At 70.9% G+C, this 16,281-nt stretch carries 15 protein-coding genes and 1 tRNA gene; 14 read left to right on the forward strand and 2 right to left on the reverse strand.

Features of this window, described 5'->3' with window-relative positions:
• Window positions 1-70 precede the first annotated feature (70 nt).
• The 4 genes from ACWEO5_RS03180 (at window position 71) to ACWEO5_RS03195 (ending at window position 3,207) form a co-directional block, all read left to right on the forward strand.
• The gene (locus ACWEO5_RS03180; protein ID WP_452159643.1) at window positions 71-1,522 is read left to right on the forward strand and encodes a DHA2 family efflux MFS transporter permease subunit; all 1,452 of its coding nucleotides are present in this window, start codon (window positions 71-73) and stop codon (window positions 1,520-1,522) included.
• 57 nt (window positions 1,523-1,579) lie between these two features.
• On the forward strand, window positions 1,580-1,966 hold the full coding sequence (locus ACWEO5_RS03185; RefSeq protein ID WP_452159744.1) for an antibiotic biosynthesis monooxygenase family protein: 387 nt from the start codon (window positions 1,580-1,582) through the stop codon (window positions 1,964-1,966).
• 65 nt (window positions 1,967-2,031) lie between these two features.
• Window positions 2,032-3,069 (forward strand): UDP-N-acetylmuramate dehydrogenase, encoded by a 1,038-nt coding sequence (locus ACWEO5_RS03190; protein ID WP_452159746.1) that lies wholly within the window; start codon window positions 2,032-2,034, stop codon window positions 3,067-3,069.
• A 9-nt stretch (window positions 3,070-3,078) separates the two neighbouring features.
• Entirely contained in the window at window positions 3,079-3,207 is a 129-nt protein-coding gene (locus tag ACWEO5_RS03195) for a hypothetical protein (RefSeq protein ID WP_452159645.1), read from the forward strand.
• On the opposite strand, the gene ACWEO5_RS03200 is transcribed toward ACWEO5_RS03195, so the two are convergent.
• Both ACWEO5_RS03200 and ACWEO5_RS03205 read right to left on the reverse strand, forming a co-directional pair.
• The gene (locus ACWEO5_RS03200) at window positions 3,204-4,241 is read right to left on the reverse strand and encodes an adenosine deaminase (protein WP_452159647.1); all 1,038 of its coding nucleotides are present in this window, start codon (window positions 4,239-4,241) and stop codon (window positions 3,204-3,206) included. The genes ACWEO5_RS03195 and ACWEO5_RS03200 overlap by 4 nt on opposite strands.
• Window positions 4,242-4,334: 93 nt before the next feature.
• Window positions 4,335-5,573, reverse strand: a complete 1,239-nt coding sequence (locus ACWEO5_RS03205) for a pyridoxal phosphate-dependent aminotransferase (RefSeq protein ID WP_344552054.1) — start codon at window positions 5,571-5,573, stop codon at window positions 4,335-4,337.
• A gap of 310 nt (window positions 5,574-5,883) precedes the next feature.
• On the opposite strand from ACWEO5_RS03205, the gene ACWEO5_RS03210 reads away from it, so the two are divergent.
• From ACWEO5_RS03210 to rpoB, 10 genes are all read left to right on the forward strand, one after another.
• A tRNA-Trp gene (locus ACWEO5_RS03210) sits at window positions 5,884-5,956 on the forward strand.
• Between the two features lie 141 nt (window positions 5,957-6,097).
• Entirely contained in the window at window positions 6,098-6,463 is a 366-nt protein-coding gene (secE, locus tag ACWEO5_RS03215) for a preprotein translocase subunit SecE (RefSeq protein ID WP_380273587.1), read from the forward strand.
• A 180-nt stretch (window positions 6,464-6,643) separates the two neighbouring features.
• A complete protein-coding gene (nusG, locus tag ACWEO5_RS03220; RefSeq protein ID WP_452159650.1) occupies window positions 6,644-7,540 on the forward strand; it encodes a transcription termination/antitermination protein NusG in 897 nt (298 codons plus the stop codon).
• Window positions 7,541-7,706: 166 nt separating this feature from the next.
• Window positions 7,707-8,141, forward strand: coding sequence for a 50S ribosomal protein L11 (gene rplK, locus ACWEO5_RS03225; RefSeq protein WP_014136323.1), 435 nt, complete (start codon window positions 7,707-7,709; stop codon window positions 8,139-8,141).
• A gap of 78 nt (window positions 8,142-8,219) precedes the next feature.
• Window positions 8,220-8,942, forward strand: coding sequence for a 50S ribosomal protein L1 (gene rplA, locus ACWEO5_RS03230; RefSeq protein ID WP_344552053.1), 723 nt, complete (start codon window positions 8,220-8,222; stop codon window positions 8,940-8,942).
• Window positions 8,943-9,104: 162 nt separating this feature from the next.
• The gene (locus ACWEO5_RS03235; RefSeq protein WP_452159653.1) at window positions 9,105-9,947 is read left to right on the forward strand and encodes a hypothetical protein; all 843 of its coding nucleotides are present in this window, start codon (window positions 9,105-9,107) and stop codon (window positions 9,945-9,947) included.
• Between the two features lie 103 nt (window positions 9,948-10,050).
• The gene (locus tag ACWEO5_RS03240) at window positions 10,051-10,854 is read left to right on the forward strand and encodes a hypothetical protein (protein ID WP_452159655.1); all 804 of its coding nucleotides are present in this window, start codon (window positions 10,051-10,053) and stop codon (window positions 10,852-10,854) included.
• 295 nt (window positions 10,855-11,149) lie between these two features.
• Window positions 11,150-11,704, forward strand: coding sequence for a 50S ribosomal protein L10 (gene rplJ, locus ACWEO5_RS03245; protein ID WP_014136320.1), 555 nt, complete (start codon window positions 11,150-11,152; stop codon window positions 11,702-11,704).
• 80 nt (window positions 11,705-11,784) lie between these two features.
• Entirely contained in the window at window positions 11,785-12,171 is a 387-nt protein-coding gene (rplL, locus tag ACWEO5_RS03250; protein WP_344552066.1) for a 50S ribosomal protein L7/L12, read from the forward strand.
• A gap of 607 nt (window positions 12,172-12,778) precedes the next feature.
• The gene (gene rpoB / locus ACWEO5_RS03255) at window positions 12,779-16,252 is read left to right on the forward strand and encodes a DNA-directed RNA polymerase subunit beta (RefSeq protein ID WP_033250896.1); all 3,474 of its coding nucleotides are present in this window, start codon (window positions 12,779-12,781) and stop codon (window positions 16,250-16,252) included.
• The last annotated feature ends 29 nt before the right edge of the window (window positions 16,253-16,281 follow it).

The raw sequence follows: 16,281 nt of genomic DNA on the forward strand, positions 1-16,281 counted from the left end.
CGACGGCGGCGGGCGCCCTTTTTTCGGCCCACGAAAGTTATTGATCAATCACAACCTGGGGGAAGCAGAGATGAACAGGCAAGCCGTCTGGACCCTGGTGGTCGTCAGCGTGGCCAGCTTCATGGCCGGCCTCGACAACCTGGTGGTCACCACCGCACTGCCCGCGATCCGCGCCGACCTGGGCGGCGCCCTCGCCGACCTGGAGTGGACGGTCAGCGCGTACACCCTGACCTTCGCGGTCCTGCTGATGTTCGGCGCGGCCCTCGGCGACCGCTTCGGCCGCCGCCGGCTGTTCCTCGGCGGGCTCGTGGTCTTCACCCTCGGCTCGGCGTCCGCCGCGCTCGCCCCGAGCATGGGCACGCTGATCGCCGCCCGCGCCGTCCAGGGCGTCGGCGCGGCCGTGATGATGCCGCTCACGCTCACCCTGCTCACCGTCGCGGTCCCCGCCGCCAAGCGCGGCATGGCCTTCGGCATCTGGTCCGGGGTCAGCGGACTGGCCGTCGCCACCGGGCCGCTGATCGGCGGCACCCTCACCGAGCACTTCTCCTGGCAGTGGATCTTCTGGGTGAACGTCCCGGTCGGCCTGCTCCTGCTGCCGCTCGCCCGCGCCGTGCTCGGCGAGAGCCGCGGCGAGAACCCCCGCCTCGACCTCCCCGGCACCGCGCTGGTCAGCGCCGGCCTGTTCGGCCTCGTCCTCGGCCTGGTCCGCGGCAACCCCGACGGCTGGACCGACCCGCTGGTGCTCACCGCGCTGACCGGCGGCGTCCTGCTGCTGGCCGCCTTCGCCGGGTACGAGGCCCGCTACGCGAAGCGGCCGATGCTGCCGATGCGGCTGTTCCGCAACCGGACGTTCAGCGCCGTCAACGCCGCCAGCCTGCTGATGTTCCTCGGCATGTTCGGCTCGATCTTCCTGATCAGCCAGTACTTCCAGGGCGTCAACGGCTACACCGCCGAACAGGCCGGCCTCCGGATGCTCCCGTGGACCGCCATGCCGTTGCTGATCTCCCCGCTCGCCGGCATCTTCACCGACCGGATCGGCGGCCGCCCCATCGTCGTCACCGGCCTCGTCCTGCAGGCCCTCGGCCTGGTCGGGATGGCCCTGCTCGCCGAGAACTCCGCCGGGTACGGGGCACAGGTCCCGGTCCTGATGCTCTGCGGCGCCGGGATGGCCCTGTACTTCGCCCCCACCGCCAACCTGGTGATGGCCAGCGTCCGGCCCGCCGAACAGGGCATCGCCTCCGGCGCGAACAACGCCATGCGCGAGGTCGGCGGCGCGCTCGGGGTAGCCGTGCTCTCCGCGGTCTTCTCCGCCCGGGGCGGCTACGGCAGCGTCGACTCCTTCACCGACGGACTCGTCCCCGCCGTCCTGGTCGGCGCCCTCGCGATCGGGGCCGGCGCGGTCGCCGCCGCGCTCGTCCCGCGCCGGCGGGGCGTGCGGACGGCCGCGGCGGCCCGCCCGGAGTCCGCTCCCGACGCCGCCCCCGCCCCCGCCCCCGCCCCCGTACCGGCCGACCGGGCCTGAGCGCCGGTCGGCGACCAGCCGACGGACGAGGAACAAGAGGAGGAACCCGTGCTCGCGATGACGCTCCCGTGGAGTCCCGGCCCCGCCGCCCAGCAGCCCCCCGCCCGGCCCGTCGTGATGGCCGCCGAACTCAAGGTCCGCGGACTGCGGCACGTTCCCGGCTTCCTGCGGCAGTCCCTGAAGGTCCGCAGTCGGGCCCGCCGCGCCCCCGGCGCCCTCGGCGTCACCCTGCGGGCCGCGCCCCTGGACCGCACCTTCTGGGTGCTCTCCAGTTGGAGCGACCGCGAGGCGCTCGCCGCCTTCGTCCGCTCCGGGACGCACCGGCGGGCGATGACCGCCCTCCGCCCCGCCATGGAGCACTCCGCGTTCGCCACCTGGGACGCGGAGAGCGCGGCGGAGCCCGGCTGGGACGAGGCGCGGCGCCGCCTCGCGGCGAACCGGTAGGCGGGCGGCCCCCGGTGGTGCGTGCCCGCCGTCCTCCCCGGGGCTTGCCTTACGCTGGGGCGGTGATCGAGGAGATGGACGCGCCGCTGGCCCCGTTGACGACGCTGCGCCTGGGCGGTCCGGCCCGCCGGCTGGTGACGGCGCAGACGGACGCCGAGGTGGTGGCCGCGGTGCGGGCGGCGGACGCGGCGGGGGAGCCGCTGCTGGTGATCGGCGGCGGGTCGAACCTGGTGATCGGCGACGCCGGCTTCCCGGGGACGGTGCTGCGGATCGTCACCGAGGGCTTCGAACTGGACGGGACGCGGCTCGAACTCGCGGCCGGCGAGGTCTGGTCGGACGCGGTGGCCCGCACGGTCGACGCCGGGCTGGCCGGGATCGAGTTCCTCGGCGGGATCCCCGGCTCGGCGGGCGCGACCCCGGTGCAGAACGTGGGGGCGTACGGCCAGGAGGTCGCGGAGAGCATCACCGAGGTGGTCGCCTACGACCGCCTGCTCGGCGAGACCGTCACGCTGGCCAACGCCGACTGCGCCTTCTCCTACCGGCACAGCCGCTTCAAGGCGGACCCGGACCGGTACGTGGTGCTGCGGGTGCGGTTCCGGCTCGCGGACGAGGGCGGGCTGTCCTCGCCGGTGAAGTACGCCGAGGCCGCCCGGGCGATGGGCGTCGAGGCGGGGCAGCGGGTGAAGCTGGCCGACGCCCACGCCGAGGTGCTGCGGCTGCGCGCGGGCAAGGGCATGGTGCTGGACGCGGCCGACCACGACACCTGGTCGGCGGGCTCGTTCTTCACCAACCCGGTCCTGACGGACGATCAGTTCGCCGCGTTCAGCGCCAGGTTGGGCGAGCTGCGGGCGCCGAGCTACCCGGCGGGGGAGGGGCGCACCAAGACCTCCGCGGCCTGGCTGATCGACAACGCGGGCTTCCGCAAGGGCCACGGCAGCGGCCCGGCGACGCTCTCCACCAAGCACACCCTGGCCCTGACCAACCGCGGCTCGGCCACCACCGAGGACCTGCTCGCCCTGGCCCGCGAGGTGCGGGACGGGGTGCGCGCGGCGTTCGGGGTCGAGCTGGTGAACGAGCCGGTGATGGTGGGCGTCAGCCTCTGAACCCGCCGGGTGCTCAGCCGCCGTCGCGGGCAGCACGGCGGGCCGTTCGTGGTCGGGGCGGCCCTGGTCGCGGTCGGCGCCCCGCCGGTGGGCGGGCTGCTCGCCGCGGCGAGCAGCGCCCTCACCCGCCGGTCCTAGGAAGCCCGGGCCGGCTCCTCCACCAGCCAGGCGTCGACCTCGCCCAGGAGTTCCTTCACCACGTGCTCGGGGGCCCGGGAGGAGCGGATCGACTGGCGGGCGAGCTCGGCCAGCTCGGCGTCGGTGAAACCGTGCGACTCGCGGGCCAGGGCGTACTGGTCGGCGAGCCGGGAGCCGAACAGCAGCGGGTCGTCGGCGCCGAGGGCGAGCGGGACGCCGGCCTCGAAGAGCGCGCGCAGCGGCACCTGCTCGGGGCTGTCGTAGACGCCGAGGGCGACGTTGGAGGCCGGGCAGACCTCGCAGGTGACCTGCCGGTCGGCGAGCCGCTGCAGCAGCCGCGGGTCCTCCGCGGCGCGCACGCCGTGGCCGATCCGGGTGGCGCCCAGGTCGTCCAGGCAGTCGCGGACGGAGTCGGGCCCGGCGAGCTCGCCGCCGTGCGGGGCGGCGATCAGGCCGCCGCCGCGGGCGATCGCGAAGGCCCGGTCGAAGTCCCGGGCCAGGCCGCGGCGCTCGTCGTTGGAGAGGCCGAAGCCGATCACCCCCTGGTCGGTGTACCGGACGGCGAGCCGGGCCAGCGTCCGGGCGTCCATCGGGGACTTCATCCGGTTCGCGGCGACCAGCACCCGGATGCCGACGCCGGTGGCCTCGGACGCCTCCCGGACGGCGTCCAGCACCAGCTCCAGGGTCGGGGTCAGGCCGCCGAGCAGCGGCGCGTACGAGGTCGGGTCGACCTGGATCTCCAGCCAGCGGGAGCCGTCGGCGCGCTCGTCCTCGGCGGTCTCCCGGACCAGCCGGCGGATGTCGGACTCGTCGCGCAGGCAGGAGCGGGCGGTGTCGTAGAGCCGCTGGAAGCGGAACCAGCCGCGCTCGTCGGTGGCCCGGAGCTTGGGCGGGTGCTCGGAGCTGAGCGCCTCGGGCAGCCGGATCCCGTGCTTGTCGGCGAGTTCGAGCAGCGTCGCGGGGCGCATCGAACCGGTGAAGTGCAGGTGCAGATGGGCCTTCGGCAGGCTCCGGACATCACGCAGGCGATCCATTCACCGATCCTGCCGCAAAACCCCCCGAAACAGGAACCGCCCCCCGTACCTCGCCCGATCGGGTGAGTCGCGGGGGGCGGGGCTGACGGGAGGTCAGTCGCGGGCCTCGCCGAGCAGCTTCTGCATCCGGCTGACGCCCTCGACCAGGTCGGCGTCGCCGAGCGCGTAGGAGAGCCGCAGGTAGCCGGGGGTGCCGAACGCCTCGCCGGGGACGACCGCGACCTCGGCCTCGTCCAGGATCAGCGCGGCCAGCTCGGCGGAGGTCTGCGGGCGCTTGCCGCGGAGCTCCTTGCCCAGCAGGGCCTTGACCGACGGGTACACGTAGAACGCGCCCTCGGGCTCGGGGCAGAGCACGCCCTCGATCTCGTTGAGCATCGCCACGATGGTGCGGCGGCGGCGGTCGAACGCGGTCTTCATCTCGTCCACCGCGGAGAGGTCCCCGGCGACGGCGGCGATCGCCGCGCGCTGGGCCACGTTGGAGACGTTCGAGGTGGCGTGCGACTGCAGGTTGGAGGCGGCGGCCACGACGTCCTTCGGGCCGATCAGCCAGCCCACCCGCCAGCCGGTCATCGCGTAGGTCTTGGCCACGCCGTTGACCACGATGCACTTGTCGGCCAGCTCGGGCAGCAGGGCGGGCAGCGAGGTGAAGGTCGCGTCGCCGTAGACCAGGTGCTCGTAGATCTCGTCGGTGAGCACCCACAGGCCGTGCTCCAGCGCCCAGCGGCCGATCGCCTCGGCCTCGGCCTCGGTGTACACCGCGCCGGTCGGGTTGGACGGCGAGACGAACAGGACGACCTTGGTGCTCGCGGTGCGGGCGGCCTCCAGCTGCTCCACCGAGACCTTGTAACCGGTGGTCTCGTCCGAGACGACCTCGACGGGGGTGCCGCCGGCCAGCTTCACGGCCTCCGGGTAGGTGGTCCAGTACGGGGCCGGGATGATCACCTCGTCGCCCGGGTCGAGGATCGCGGCGAAGGCGTTGTAGATCGCCTGCTTGCCGCCGTTGGTCACCAGCACCTGCGAGGCGTCCACCTGGTAGCCGGAGTCGCGCAGCGTCTTGGCGGCGATCGCGGCCTTCAGCTCCGGCAGGCCGCCGGCCGGGGTGTAGCGGTGGTTCGCCGGGTCCTGGCAGGCGGCGACCGCGGCGTCCACGATGTAGCCGGGGGTCGGGAAGTCGGGCTCGCCGGCGCCGAAGCCGATCACCGGACGCCCGGCGGCCTTGAGGGCCTTGGCCTTGGCGTCGACGGCGAGGGTGGCGGACTCGGCGATGGCGCCGACCCGGGCGGAGACCCGGCGGGCGGCGGGGGAGACGTTCTCGGGGGTGGGTGCGCTCATGCCTTGAATGGTCCCAGACCGAACGGACCGCGGGCATCGCGGTTTCCCCCGGTGGGCACCGGCGTTCCAGCATCCGCGCCGCGGCCCCGGACGATCTCGGGCGGACGGCGATCGGAGCCGGAGGATCTCGGGCGGAGGACGCCGAAAGTCGCCGAATGTGGATCTCGGTGAATGGGGTTCGACCAATCGGCGAAGAACCCGTACACTCACTGCTCGATGGCTCCCGAAGTGCGGATCCTTCGGCCGGGTACACCACACGGTCGGGCGGATGCGGTAGGTTGGGGGCCACGCCGGAGCCGCGAGGCTCCGTAGGGCACTAGCTCAATTGGTAGAGCACCGGTCTCCAAAACCGGCGGTTGGGGGTTCGAGTCCCTCGTGCCCTGCAGCTCGATCCGTGCCAAGCCCGTTCGCTCCGCAGAGCGAGCGGGCTTGATGCGGAGAGGGCCCCACCCAGCACAGCTTTCGCCGGATCGCCCGTGCAACAGGCACGGACCTCCGCAGGACCGGGATTCAGGTGAGGACGAGTGACGGAGACCACGGGCTCCACCGCAACGCCTGAGAGCGGCAACCCCGAGGGGGCCGAGGGCGCCGCGGACGAGACCACCAGCACCGAGGACGGCAAGCTGTCCCGGCGCGAGCGCCGTCGGGCCAACAAGGCCGCCGGCGAGGGTGGCAAGAAGTCCGGGAAGCGCGCCAAGAAGGGCGTCTTCGCCCGGGCCGCGATCTTCTACCGCCAGATCATCGCCGAGCTCCGCAAGGTGGTCTGGCCGACCCGCAGTCAGCTGATCCAGTACACCACCGTCGTGGTCACCTTCGTCATCGTGATGATGCTGGTGGTCGCCGGCCTCGACTGGGTCTTCGGGAAGGGCGCCTTCTGGATCTTCGGCTGACGCCGGATCCGGCCCCACCCCGCAGGGATCCCCCGCAGGTCCCGCACCGAATACTCCACCCCGACCCGGGCCGAATCCTTCGGCCCGGGTCGAGCTGTCGGCGCGAGGGGCCACGGGCGACTACCGTTGAGTCGGTACTGTTGAGGTATCCGTTCCACAACCAGGAAAGAAGCAGCGACCGTGTCTGAGTCCCCCCTGTACGACGCCGACGAGACCGTCCGCGAGGCGGATGTCGCCGCCGAGCTGGACGCGGCCGAGGCTGCCGACGTCGAGGCTGCCGAGGAGATCGTCGACGAGGCGGACGCCGAGGAGGACGAGGTCGAGGCCGCCGACGAGCTGGAGGCGGGCGAGCCCGCCGAGGCCGCCGCCGTGCACGAGGTGGACGGGGCCGAGGCGGAGGAGGAGTCCGCCGAGGACGCCGAGCCCGCTGAGGACGCTGCCGCCGAGGGCGAGGCCGCCGAGGAGGTCGAGAGCGACCCGGTCGCCGAGTTCCGCGAGCAGCTGCGCCGCGCCCCCGGCGAGTGGTACGTCATCCACACCTACGCGGGCTACGAGAACCGGGTGAAGCAGAACCTGGAGCAGCGCTCCGTCTCGCTGAACGTCGAGGACTACATCTTCGAGTCCCAGGTTCCGCAGGAGGAGGTCGTCCAGATCAAGAACGGCGACCGCAAGACCATCCGGCAGAACAAGCTCCCCGGCTACGTGCTGGTCCGGATGGACCTCACCCCGGAGTCCTGGGGCGTCGTGCGCAACACCCCCGGCGTCACCGGCTTCGTCGGCAACGCCTACGACCCGTACCCGCTGACCCTGGACGAGGTCGTCAAGATGCTCGCCCCCGACGTGGAGCGCGCCGCCGCCAAGGAGGCCGGCAAGGCCTCGCCGGTGCGCCCGGTCGAGGTGCAGGTGCTGGACTTCGAGGTCGGCGACTCGGTCACCGTCACCGACGGCCCGTTCGCGACCCTGCAGGCGACCATCAACGAGATCAACCCCGACTCGAAGAAGGTCAAGGGCCTGGTCGAGATCTTCGGCCGGGAGACCCCGGTCGAGCTCTCCTTCGACCAGATCCAGAAGAACTGACCCGAAGGTCCCCGGTGCCGGGGCGGGGCGAGAGCCTCCGCCCCGGCACCGTTTTGGTTCCGCGACGTGTCACCGGTTAGCCTGGTCCGATGTGTGTCCTGGCGGTCGGGTTTCGCCCCGGGGCCGGGCACATCAGCAATCACCTCTCGGAAGGACCCGGAGAGACATGCCTCCCAAGAAGAAGAAGATCACGGGGCTCATCAAGCTCCAGATCAACGCCGGTGCGGCCAACCCGGCTCCGCCGGTCGGCCCCGCGCTCGGCCAGCACGGCGTCAACATCATGGAGTTCTGCAAGGCGTACAACGCGGCCACCGAGTCGCAGCGCGGCATGATCGTGCCGGTGGAGATCACGGTCTACGACGACCGCTCCTTCACCTTCGTCACGAAGACCCCGCCGGCCGCTCGCCTCATCCTGAAGGCCGCGGGCATCGACAAGGGCTCCAAGGAGCCGCACAAGACCAAGGTCGCCAAGCTGACCTCGGCCCAGGTGCGCGAGATCGCCACCACCAAGATGCCCGACCTGAACGCCAACGACCTGGACGCGGCGGAGAAGATCATCGCCGGCACCGCCCGGTCGATGGGCATCACCGTCGAGGGCTGACCAGCCCCCGTACGTCCTTCCCGTGGTAGGGCCAGCGCGGCCCGTTCCCACGAACTCCATTAATCACCAGGAGCAGCAGTGAAGCGCAGCAAGGCCCTCAAGGCCGCGGACGCCCAGGTCGACCGCGCCCGGATCTACGCCCCCCTTGAGGCTGTCCGCCTCGCCAAGGCGACCTCCACCAGCAAGTTCGACGGCACCGTCGAGGTCGCCATGCGTCTGGGCGTCGACCCGCGCAAGGCCGACCAGATGGTCCGCAGCACCGTCATCCTCCCGCACGGCACCGGTAAGACCGCTCGGGTCCTGGTCTTCGCGAACGGTGAGCGTGCCGAGGCCGCGCGTGCCGCGGGCGCCGACATCGTCGGCTCCGACGAGCTGATCGACGAGGTCGCCAAGGGTCGTCTGGACTTCGACGCCGTCGTCGCCACCCCGGACCTGATGGGCAAGGTCGGCCGCCTGGGCCGCGTGCTCGGTCCCCGTGGCCTGATGCCGAACCCGAAGACCGGCACCGTGACCCCGGACGTCGCCAAGGCCGTCAACGAGATCAAGGGCGGCAAGATCGAGTTCCGCGTCGACAAGCACTCGAACCTGCACCTGATCATCGGCAAGACCTCGTTCTCCGACGAGCAGCTGGTCGAGAACTACGCCGCCGCGCTGGACGAGGTCCTCCGGGCCAAGCCGTCCGCCGCCAAGGGCCGCTACCTGAAGAAGGTCGCCTTCTCCACCACCATCGGCCCCGGCATCCAGGTGGACCCGAACCGCACCCGCAACCTCCTCGTCGAGGAGGACCCGGCGTCGGTCTGACCCCGAGTCAGTTCCCCGCGCGGTCAACGCTTCACCGGGCCCGCACCCCTTCCGGGGGTGCGGGCCCGGTGGCGTTCGGAAAGGGTTTGCGCGGCGCTCCGGCCGGTTCGGTAGAGTCCGCCCCGTAGTTGAGATGAGAATCCGATTAGAGGGGGACCTCCCGTGCGCGCACTGCGTACCCTCGCCGTGGCCTGCCTGGCCACCGGCGTCCTGACCGCCTGCAGCAGCTCCGGCTCGGACGGCTCGACCGAGGCCAAGGGCGGTTCCTCCGCCGCGGCCTCCTCCCCGGCGGCCGGTGCGGGCAAGGGCGGGGTGAAGCTCGCGCCCAAGGAGGCCCTGCTCGCCTCCGCCGTGGTGATGGACAAGGCCGGCAGCGCCAAGCTGGCCGTCAAGGGCGCCGGCAACGAGGGCGCCGGCGAGTACGTCTGGAAGGACCCCGCGTCCTTCCTGCTGACCACCACGGAGGAGGGCAAGGAGGTCAAGATCCTCTTCGCCGGCGGCCAGATGTACATCGGCGCCACCCCCGACATGGCCGCCGTGGCCCAGGGCAAGAAGTGGCTGCTGCTCGACTCGTCGGACGGCTCCGGCGAGGACGGCAACGAGGCGGCCTCCATGACCGGGGCGATGCAGGTGATGAACCCGGCGGTCCAGCTGGCCGCCGCCGCGCCCACCGCCACCCTGGTCGGCACCGAGACCGTCGAGGGCCAGAGCGCCTCGCACTACCGCAGCGAGATCAAGGCGGAGGACCTGGTCGCCAAGATGAAGCTGGAGGGGGCCCTCAAGGCCCAGGTGCTGGCCGAGATCAAGAAGCAGAGCGCGACCGTCACCGCCGACCTGTGGGTCAACGACAAGAACGAGCTGGTCCAGCAGACCGTCATCGACCCCTCGGCCGACGCGGGCAGCAAGCCCGAGACGGTCGTCTACAGCGCCCTGGGCACGGTCAAGGCCACCCCGGCCCCGACCGCCGCCGAGGTCTTCAAGCTCTCGGACCTGATGCAGCAGTAACGGTCCGTCGGACCGCGGGTCCCCGGGGTCGGCTCCGGGAACCCGCGGCCCGCATGGCATCGTGAGGGGTCGAGGCGGCGGCGAGGCGGCAGGAGGAGGACGGATGGGGGCACCGGCACGTTGGGCCGCCGGCTTCCTGGCGGCCGCGCTGCTCACCGGGACGGCCACCGGCTGCGGCTCCCCGGGCGGCACCCCCGACGGCGGCGCCTCCTCCACCAGCGCCTCCCCGTCCACCGCCCAGCCCACCCCCACCGACCGCTCCCCGCACGGGGTGATGCTCTCCGCCCAGCTGGTGCTGCACGACGCCCGGCGGGCCGAGTACACGGCGGTGCTGGGCGGCGAGGGCGCCAAGGGCGAGCTGTTCTGGGCGCCCAAGACGGTGCTGAAGTACCAGGGCGAGGCGGACAGCCAGGTGCTGATGGTGCTGGACACCTCCGCCTACCTGGGCGGCGACCCGGAGAGCGCGGCCAGGCTCGGCGGCCCGCACTGGCAGAAGTTCTCCAACGGCCGGATCCCGTACGGCGACCTGATCGACCGGCTCAGCCCGGTGGTCGCGGTCGCCGCCGCGGCGGCCGCCCCGGACCCGCAGCTGGTCGGCGAGGAGAAGCTGCTCGACGGCACCGCCGAGCACTACCGGATCACCATGACCTCCGCCCAGTACGCCGCCGCGCAGAGCCAGCTCGACCCGACCCGGCGGCAGGCGCTGGAGGCCGCGCTGGGCACCGGGGACGTGGTGCTCGACCTCTGGCTCGACGACGGCGACCGGCTGGTCCGGCTGCGCCGGGCCGCCGCCGCGGTCGACACCGTCGACTACACCGAGTTCGGCAGCTCCGCGCTCTCCGTCCAGGCCCCCGCCGAGGCCGACACCGCCCCCGGCACCGAGAGCAGCCCGCCGCCCTTCCCGTAGGGCGATTTGGTCAAACCCGACTTCCCCCGTTAGGCTGGCCGAGCCAAAGACCGCTGGTTGTCGCCGTGCCCCGAGAGGGAGGACGGTGGCCGAAGGGTCCGCACCCGTTGCGGACCGCCCGCGCAGGTTGTGGAGCAGAGTGGAGATCTCCGGGCCGTTCACGGTCCGTCGAGGTCATTGCGAGCCCCGGTGCCTGCGCACCGGGGCTTCTTCGCTTCCTGGGGTCCGAGGCGTTGGATGGTCGACTTCTCGAAGGTCGGCCCGACTTCGACATCACGGAAGGAGGCGTAAGCCTATGGCCAGGCCCGACAAGGCTGCCGACGTCGCCGAGATCACGGACAAGTTCCGTGCCTCCAGCGCCGCCGTTCTGACCGAGTACCGCGGTCTCACGGTGAAGCAGCTGAAGACGCTGCGTCGCTCGCTCGGCGGCAACGCCGATTACGCCGTGGTGAAGAACACGCTGACCAAGATCGCGGCCAACGAGGCCGGGATCTCCGAGCTCGACGACCTGTTCGCCGGTCCGACGGCTGTCGCCTTCGTCACCGGTGACCCGGTGGAGTCGGCGAAGGCTCTGCGTGACTTCGCCAAGGAGAACCCTGCTCTCATCATCAAGGGCGGTGTCCTTGACGGTAAGGCGCTGTCCGCCGATGAGATCAAGAAGCTCGCGGACCTTGAGTCCCGCGAGGTGCTGCTCGCCAAGCTGGCGGGCGCCCTGAAGGCCAAGCCCTCCCAGGCTGCCGCCGTGTTCCAGGCGCTCCCGTCCAAGCTCGTTCGCACCGTCGAGGCGCTGCGCGAGAAGGTCGAGCAGGGCGGTGCCGGTACTCCGGCTCCCGCCGAGGACGCGGAGTAACCACTCCCGTCCCAGCGGGCCCGTAAGCACGCCCGCCAACCCGTACATCCGGCACCTGCCGATTTAGTGGAAGGACGCCAATCATGGCGAAGCTCAGCACCGAGGACCTGCTCGAGCAGTTCGAGGGCATGACCCTGATCGAGCTCTCCGAGTTCGTCAAGGCCTTCGAGGAGAAGTTCGACGTCACCGCCGCCGCCCCGGTCGCCGTTGCCGCTGCCGGCGCCGGCCCGGCCGCCGCCGAGGCCGTCGAGGAGCAGGACGAGTTCGACGTCATCCTCGACGGTGCCGGCGACAAGAAGATCCAGGTCATCAAGGAGGTGCGCGCCCTCACCTCCCTCGGCCTGAAGGAGGCCAAGGACCTCGTCGACACCGCCGGTGCGAAGGTTCTGGAGAAGGTCGCCAAGGACGTCGCCGAGAAGGCGAAGGCCCAGCTTGAGGGCGCCGGCGCCAAGGTCACCGTCAAGTGACTCGTTCCTCTCGCTGAGAGGTTCTCTTCCGGCCGGGCCGGCCACCCTTCGGGGTGGCCGGCCCGGCCTGCTCGCGTTCCGGGCCCCGTGGGCCGTTGCTCCTGATGGCTCAAGCGGGACTCGGCTCCTGTCGGCGCCCGGCGGTAGGGTGATCGCTGTCCGTCGGCCCCCGGGTGCAGGCAGCGTGTAACGCGGGGCGTGGTCCGGACGATGGGCACTACGAGGTCCACACCCTGGTGCGGGCCTTGACGAACAGCACGCGGCGCGCGATTCTCAAGGCGCGTGCCCAAGCGGAACCGCCGCCGATGCATATTCGGGGGTGGCACTGGGAAGGTTCCCGGTGACGCAGAAGTGGGTGCGACGGCCCGGCCGGTGAGGGATCACTGCCCGGGTTGTCGGTTGTACGGGAGGAGCGTCCGATTCGGTCTCCGAATCAGGGCTTGCTAGCAGTGTCGCCTTTGGCTACACTGTCCCTTTGCGCTGCCTGTTAGCTGCTCCGTGACTCGTCGCCCGGAGTGGTCCCTGTCCTGACCTGGGGTTTTCCGCCTCGGCAAGGCCCGGCCGGTATGCGCGTAGTGAGCTCCGAGCCCTCGGAAGGACCCCCCTCTTGGCCGCGCCGCGCAACGCCTCGAACAATTCCGCATCCACCGCCCCGCTCCGCGTCTCGTTCGCGAAGATCAAGGAGCCCCTTGAGGTCCCGAACCTCCTGGCCCTGCAGACCGAGAGCTTTGACTGGCTGCTCGGGAACGCGGCCTGGAAGTCCCGGGTCGAGGCTGCCCTGGAGAGTGGTCAGGACGTCCCCACCAAGTCCGGTCTGGAGGAGATCTTCGAAGAGATCTCCCCGATCGAGGACTTCAGCGGGTCGATGTCCCTGACCTTCCGGGACCACCGTTTCGAGCCGCCGAAGAACTCCATCGACGAGTGCAAGGACCGCGACTTCACCTTCGCGGCCCCGCTCTTCGTCACCGCGGAGTTCACCAACAACGAGACCGGTGAGATCAAGTCCCAGACCGTGTTCATGGGCGACTTCCCGCTCATGACCAACAAGGGCACGTTCATCATCAACGGCACCGAGCGTGTCGTCGTGTCCCAGCTGGTGCGTTCCCCCGGCGTCTACTTCGACTCCACCCTGGACAAGGTGTCCGACAAGGACATCTTCTCCGCCAAGATCATCCCCTCCCGCGGTGCCTGGCTGGAGATGGAGATCGACAAGCGCGACATGGTCGGTGTCCGCATCGACCGCAAGCGCAAGCAGTCGGTCACCGTGCTCCTCAAGGCCCTCGGCTGGACCACCGAGATGATCCTGGAGGAGTTCGGCGAGTACGAGTCGATGCGCGCCACCCTGGAGAAGGACCACACCCAGGGCCAGGACGACGCGCTGCTCGACATCTACCGCAAGCTGCGCCCGGGCGAGCCGCCGACCCGCGAGGCCGCGCAGACGCTGCTGGAGAACCTGTACTTCAACCCGAAGCGCTACGACCTCGCCAAGGTCGGCCGCTACAAGGTGAACCGGAAGCTGGGCAACGCCGAGTCGCTCGACTCCGGCGTGCTCACCGAGCCGGACATCATCAACACCATCAAGTACCTGGTGAAGCTGCACGCCGGCGAGACCGAGTGGCGCGATGACGAGGGCCGCGACATCGTCATCGAGGTCGACGACATCGACCACTTCGGCAACCGCCGCCTGCGCAACGTCGGCGAGCTGATCCAGAACCAGGTCCGCACCGGCCTCGCCCGCATGGAGCGCGTGGTCCGCGAGCGCATGACCACCCAGGACGTCGAGGCGATCACGCCGCAGACCCTGATCAACATCCGGCCGGTCGTCGCCTCCATCAAGGAGTTCTTCGGCACCAGCCAGCTGTCGCAGTTCATGGACCAGACGAACCCGCTGTCGGGCCTGACCCACAAGCGCCGCCTGTCCGCGCTCGGCCCCGGTGGTCTGTCCCGCGAGCGGGCCGGCTTCGAGGTCCGCGACGTGCACCCCTCGCACTACGGCCGCATGTGTCCGATCGAGACCCCCGAAGGCCCGAACATCGGTCTGATCGGCTCGCTGGCCTCGTACGGCCGGGTCAACGCGTTCGGCTTCATCGAGACCCCGTACCGCAAGGTCGTCGACGGCGTCGTCACCGAGGCCGTGGACTACCTGACCGCGGACGAGGAGGACCGGTACGTCATCGCGCAGGCCAACGCCCCGCTCACCGCGGAGCTGACCTTCGCCGAGCCCCGCGTCCTGGTCCGCCGCCGCGGCGGCGAGATCGACTACATCCCCGGCACCGAGATCGACTACATGGACGTCTCGCCGCGCCAGATGGTGTCGGTCGCGACCGCCATGATCCCCTTCCTTGAGCACGACGACGCCAACCGCGCGCTGATGGGCTCGAACATGATGCGCCAGGCCGTCCCGCTGCTGCGCAGCGAGGCGCCGCTGGTCGGCACCGGCATGGAGTACCGCTGCGCCGTCGACGCCGCGGACGTCATCACCGCCGACAAGGCCGGCGTGGTGCAGGAGGTCTCGGCCGACTACGTCACCGTCGCCAACGACGACGGCACGTACAACACCTACCGGGCCGCCAAGTTCACCCGCTCCAACCAGGGCACCGCCTTCAACCAGAAGGTGCTCGTCGACGAGGGCGCCCGGGTCGAGGCCGGCCAGGTGCTGGCCGACGGCCCGTGCACCGACGAGGGCGAGATGGCCCTCGGCAAGAACCTCCTCGTGGCGTTCATGTCGTGGGAGGGCCACAACTACGAGGACGCGATCATCCTGTCGCAGCGCCTCGTCCAGGACGACGTCCTCTCCTCGATCCACATCGAGGAGCACGAGGTCGACGCCCGTGACACCAAGCTGGGCCCCGAGGAGATCACCCGGGACATCCCGAACGTCTCCGAGGAGGTCCTCGCCGACCTCGACGAGCGCGGCATCATCCGGATCGGCGCCGACGTCGTCACCGGCGACATCCTGGTCGGCAAGGTCACCCCGAAGGGCGAGACCGAGCTGACCCCGGAGGAGCGCCTGCTCCGCGCGATCTTCGGCGAGAAGGCCCGCGAGGTCCGCGACACCTCGCTGAAGGTGCCGCACGGCGAGTCCGGCAAGGTCATCGGCGTCCGCGTCTTCGACCGCGAGGAGGGGGACGAGCTCCCCCCCGGCGTGAACCAGCTGGTCCGCGTCTACGTCGCCCAGAAGCGCAAGATCACCAACGGTGACAAGCTGGCCGGCCGCCACGGCAACAAGGGCGTCATCTCCAAGATCCTGCCGGTCGAGGACATGCCGTTCCTGGAGGACGGCACCCCGGTCGACATCATCCTGAACCCGCTGGGCGTCCCGTCCCGAATGAACCCGGGACAGGTCCTGGAGATCCACCTCGGCTGGCTCGCCAAGCAGGGCTGGGACGTCTCCGGCCTCGCCGACGAGTGGGCCAAGCGGCTCCAGGCGATCGGCGCCGACACGGTCGAGGGCGGCACCAACCTCGCTACCCCGGTCTTCGACGGCGCCCGCGAGGACGAGATCACCGGCCTGCTGGACAACACCACCCTCACCCGTGACGGTGAGCGCCTGGTGAACTCCACCGGCAAGGCCCGGCTGTTCGACGGCCGCTCCGGCGAGCCGTTCCCGATGCCGATCTCGGTCGGCTACATGTACATCCTCAAGCTGCACCACCTGGTCGACGACAAGCTGCACGCCCGTTCGACCGGCCCGTACTCGATGATCACCCAGCAGCCGCTCGGTGGTAAGGCGCAGTTCGGTGGTCAGCGCTTCGGTGAGATGGAGGTGTGGGCCCTTGAGGCGTACGGCGCGGCCTACGCGCTGCAGGAGCTGCTCACCATCAAGTCCGACGACGTCCTGGGCCGCGTGAAGGTCTACGAGGCGATCGTCAAGGGCGAGAACATCCCCGAGCCCGGCATTCCCGAGTCCTTCAAGGTCCTCATCAAGGAAATGCAGTCGCTCTGCCTCAACGTGGAGGTGCTGTCCTCGGACGGCCAGTCCATCGAGATGCGCGACAGCGACGAGGACGTGTTCCGCGCCGCCGAGGAGCTCGGCATTGACCTGTCCCGGCGCGAGCCGAGCAGCGTCGAAGAGGTCTGACGGAGGCCGGGCCGGCCTGGTGCAGAACC

This window comes from Kitasatospora sp. NPDC004272 (genome assembly GCF_053603035.1).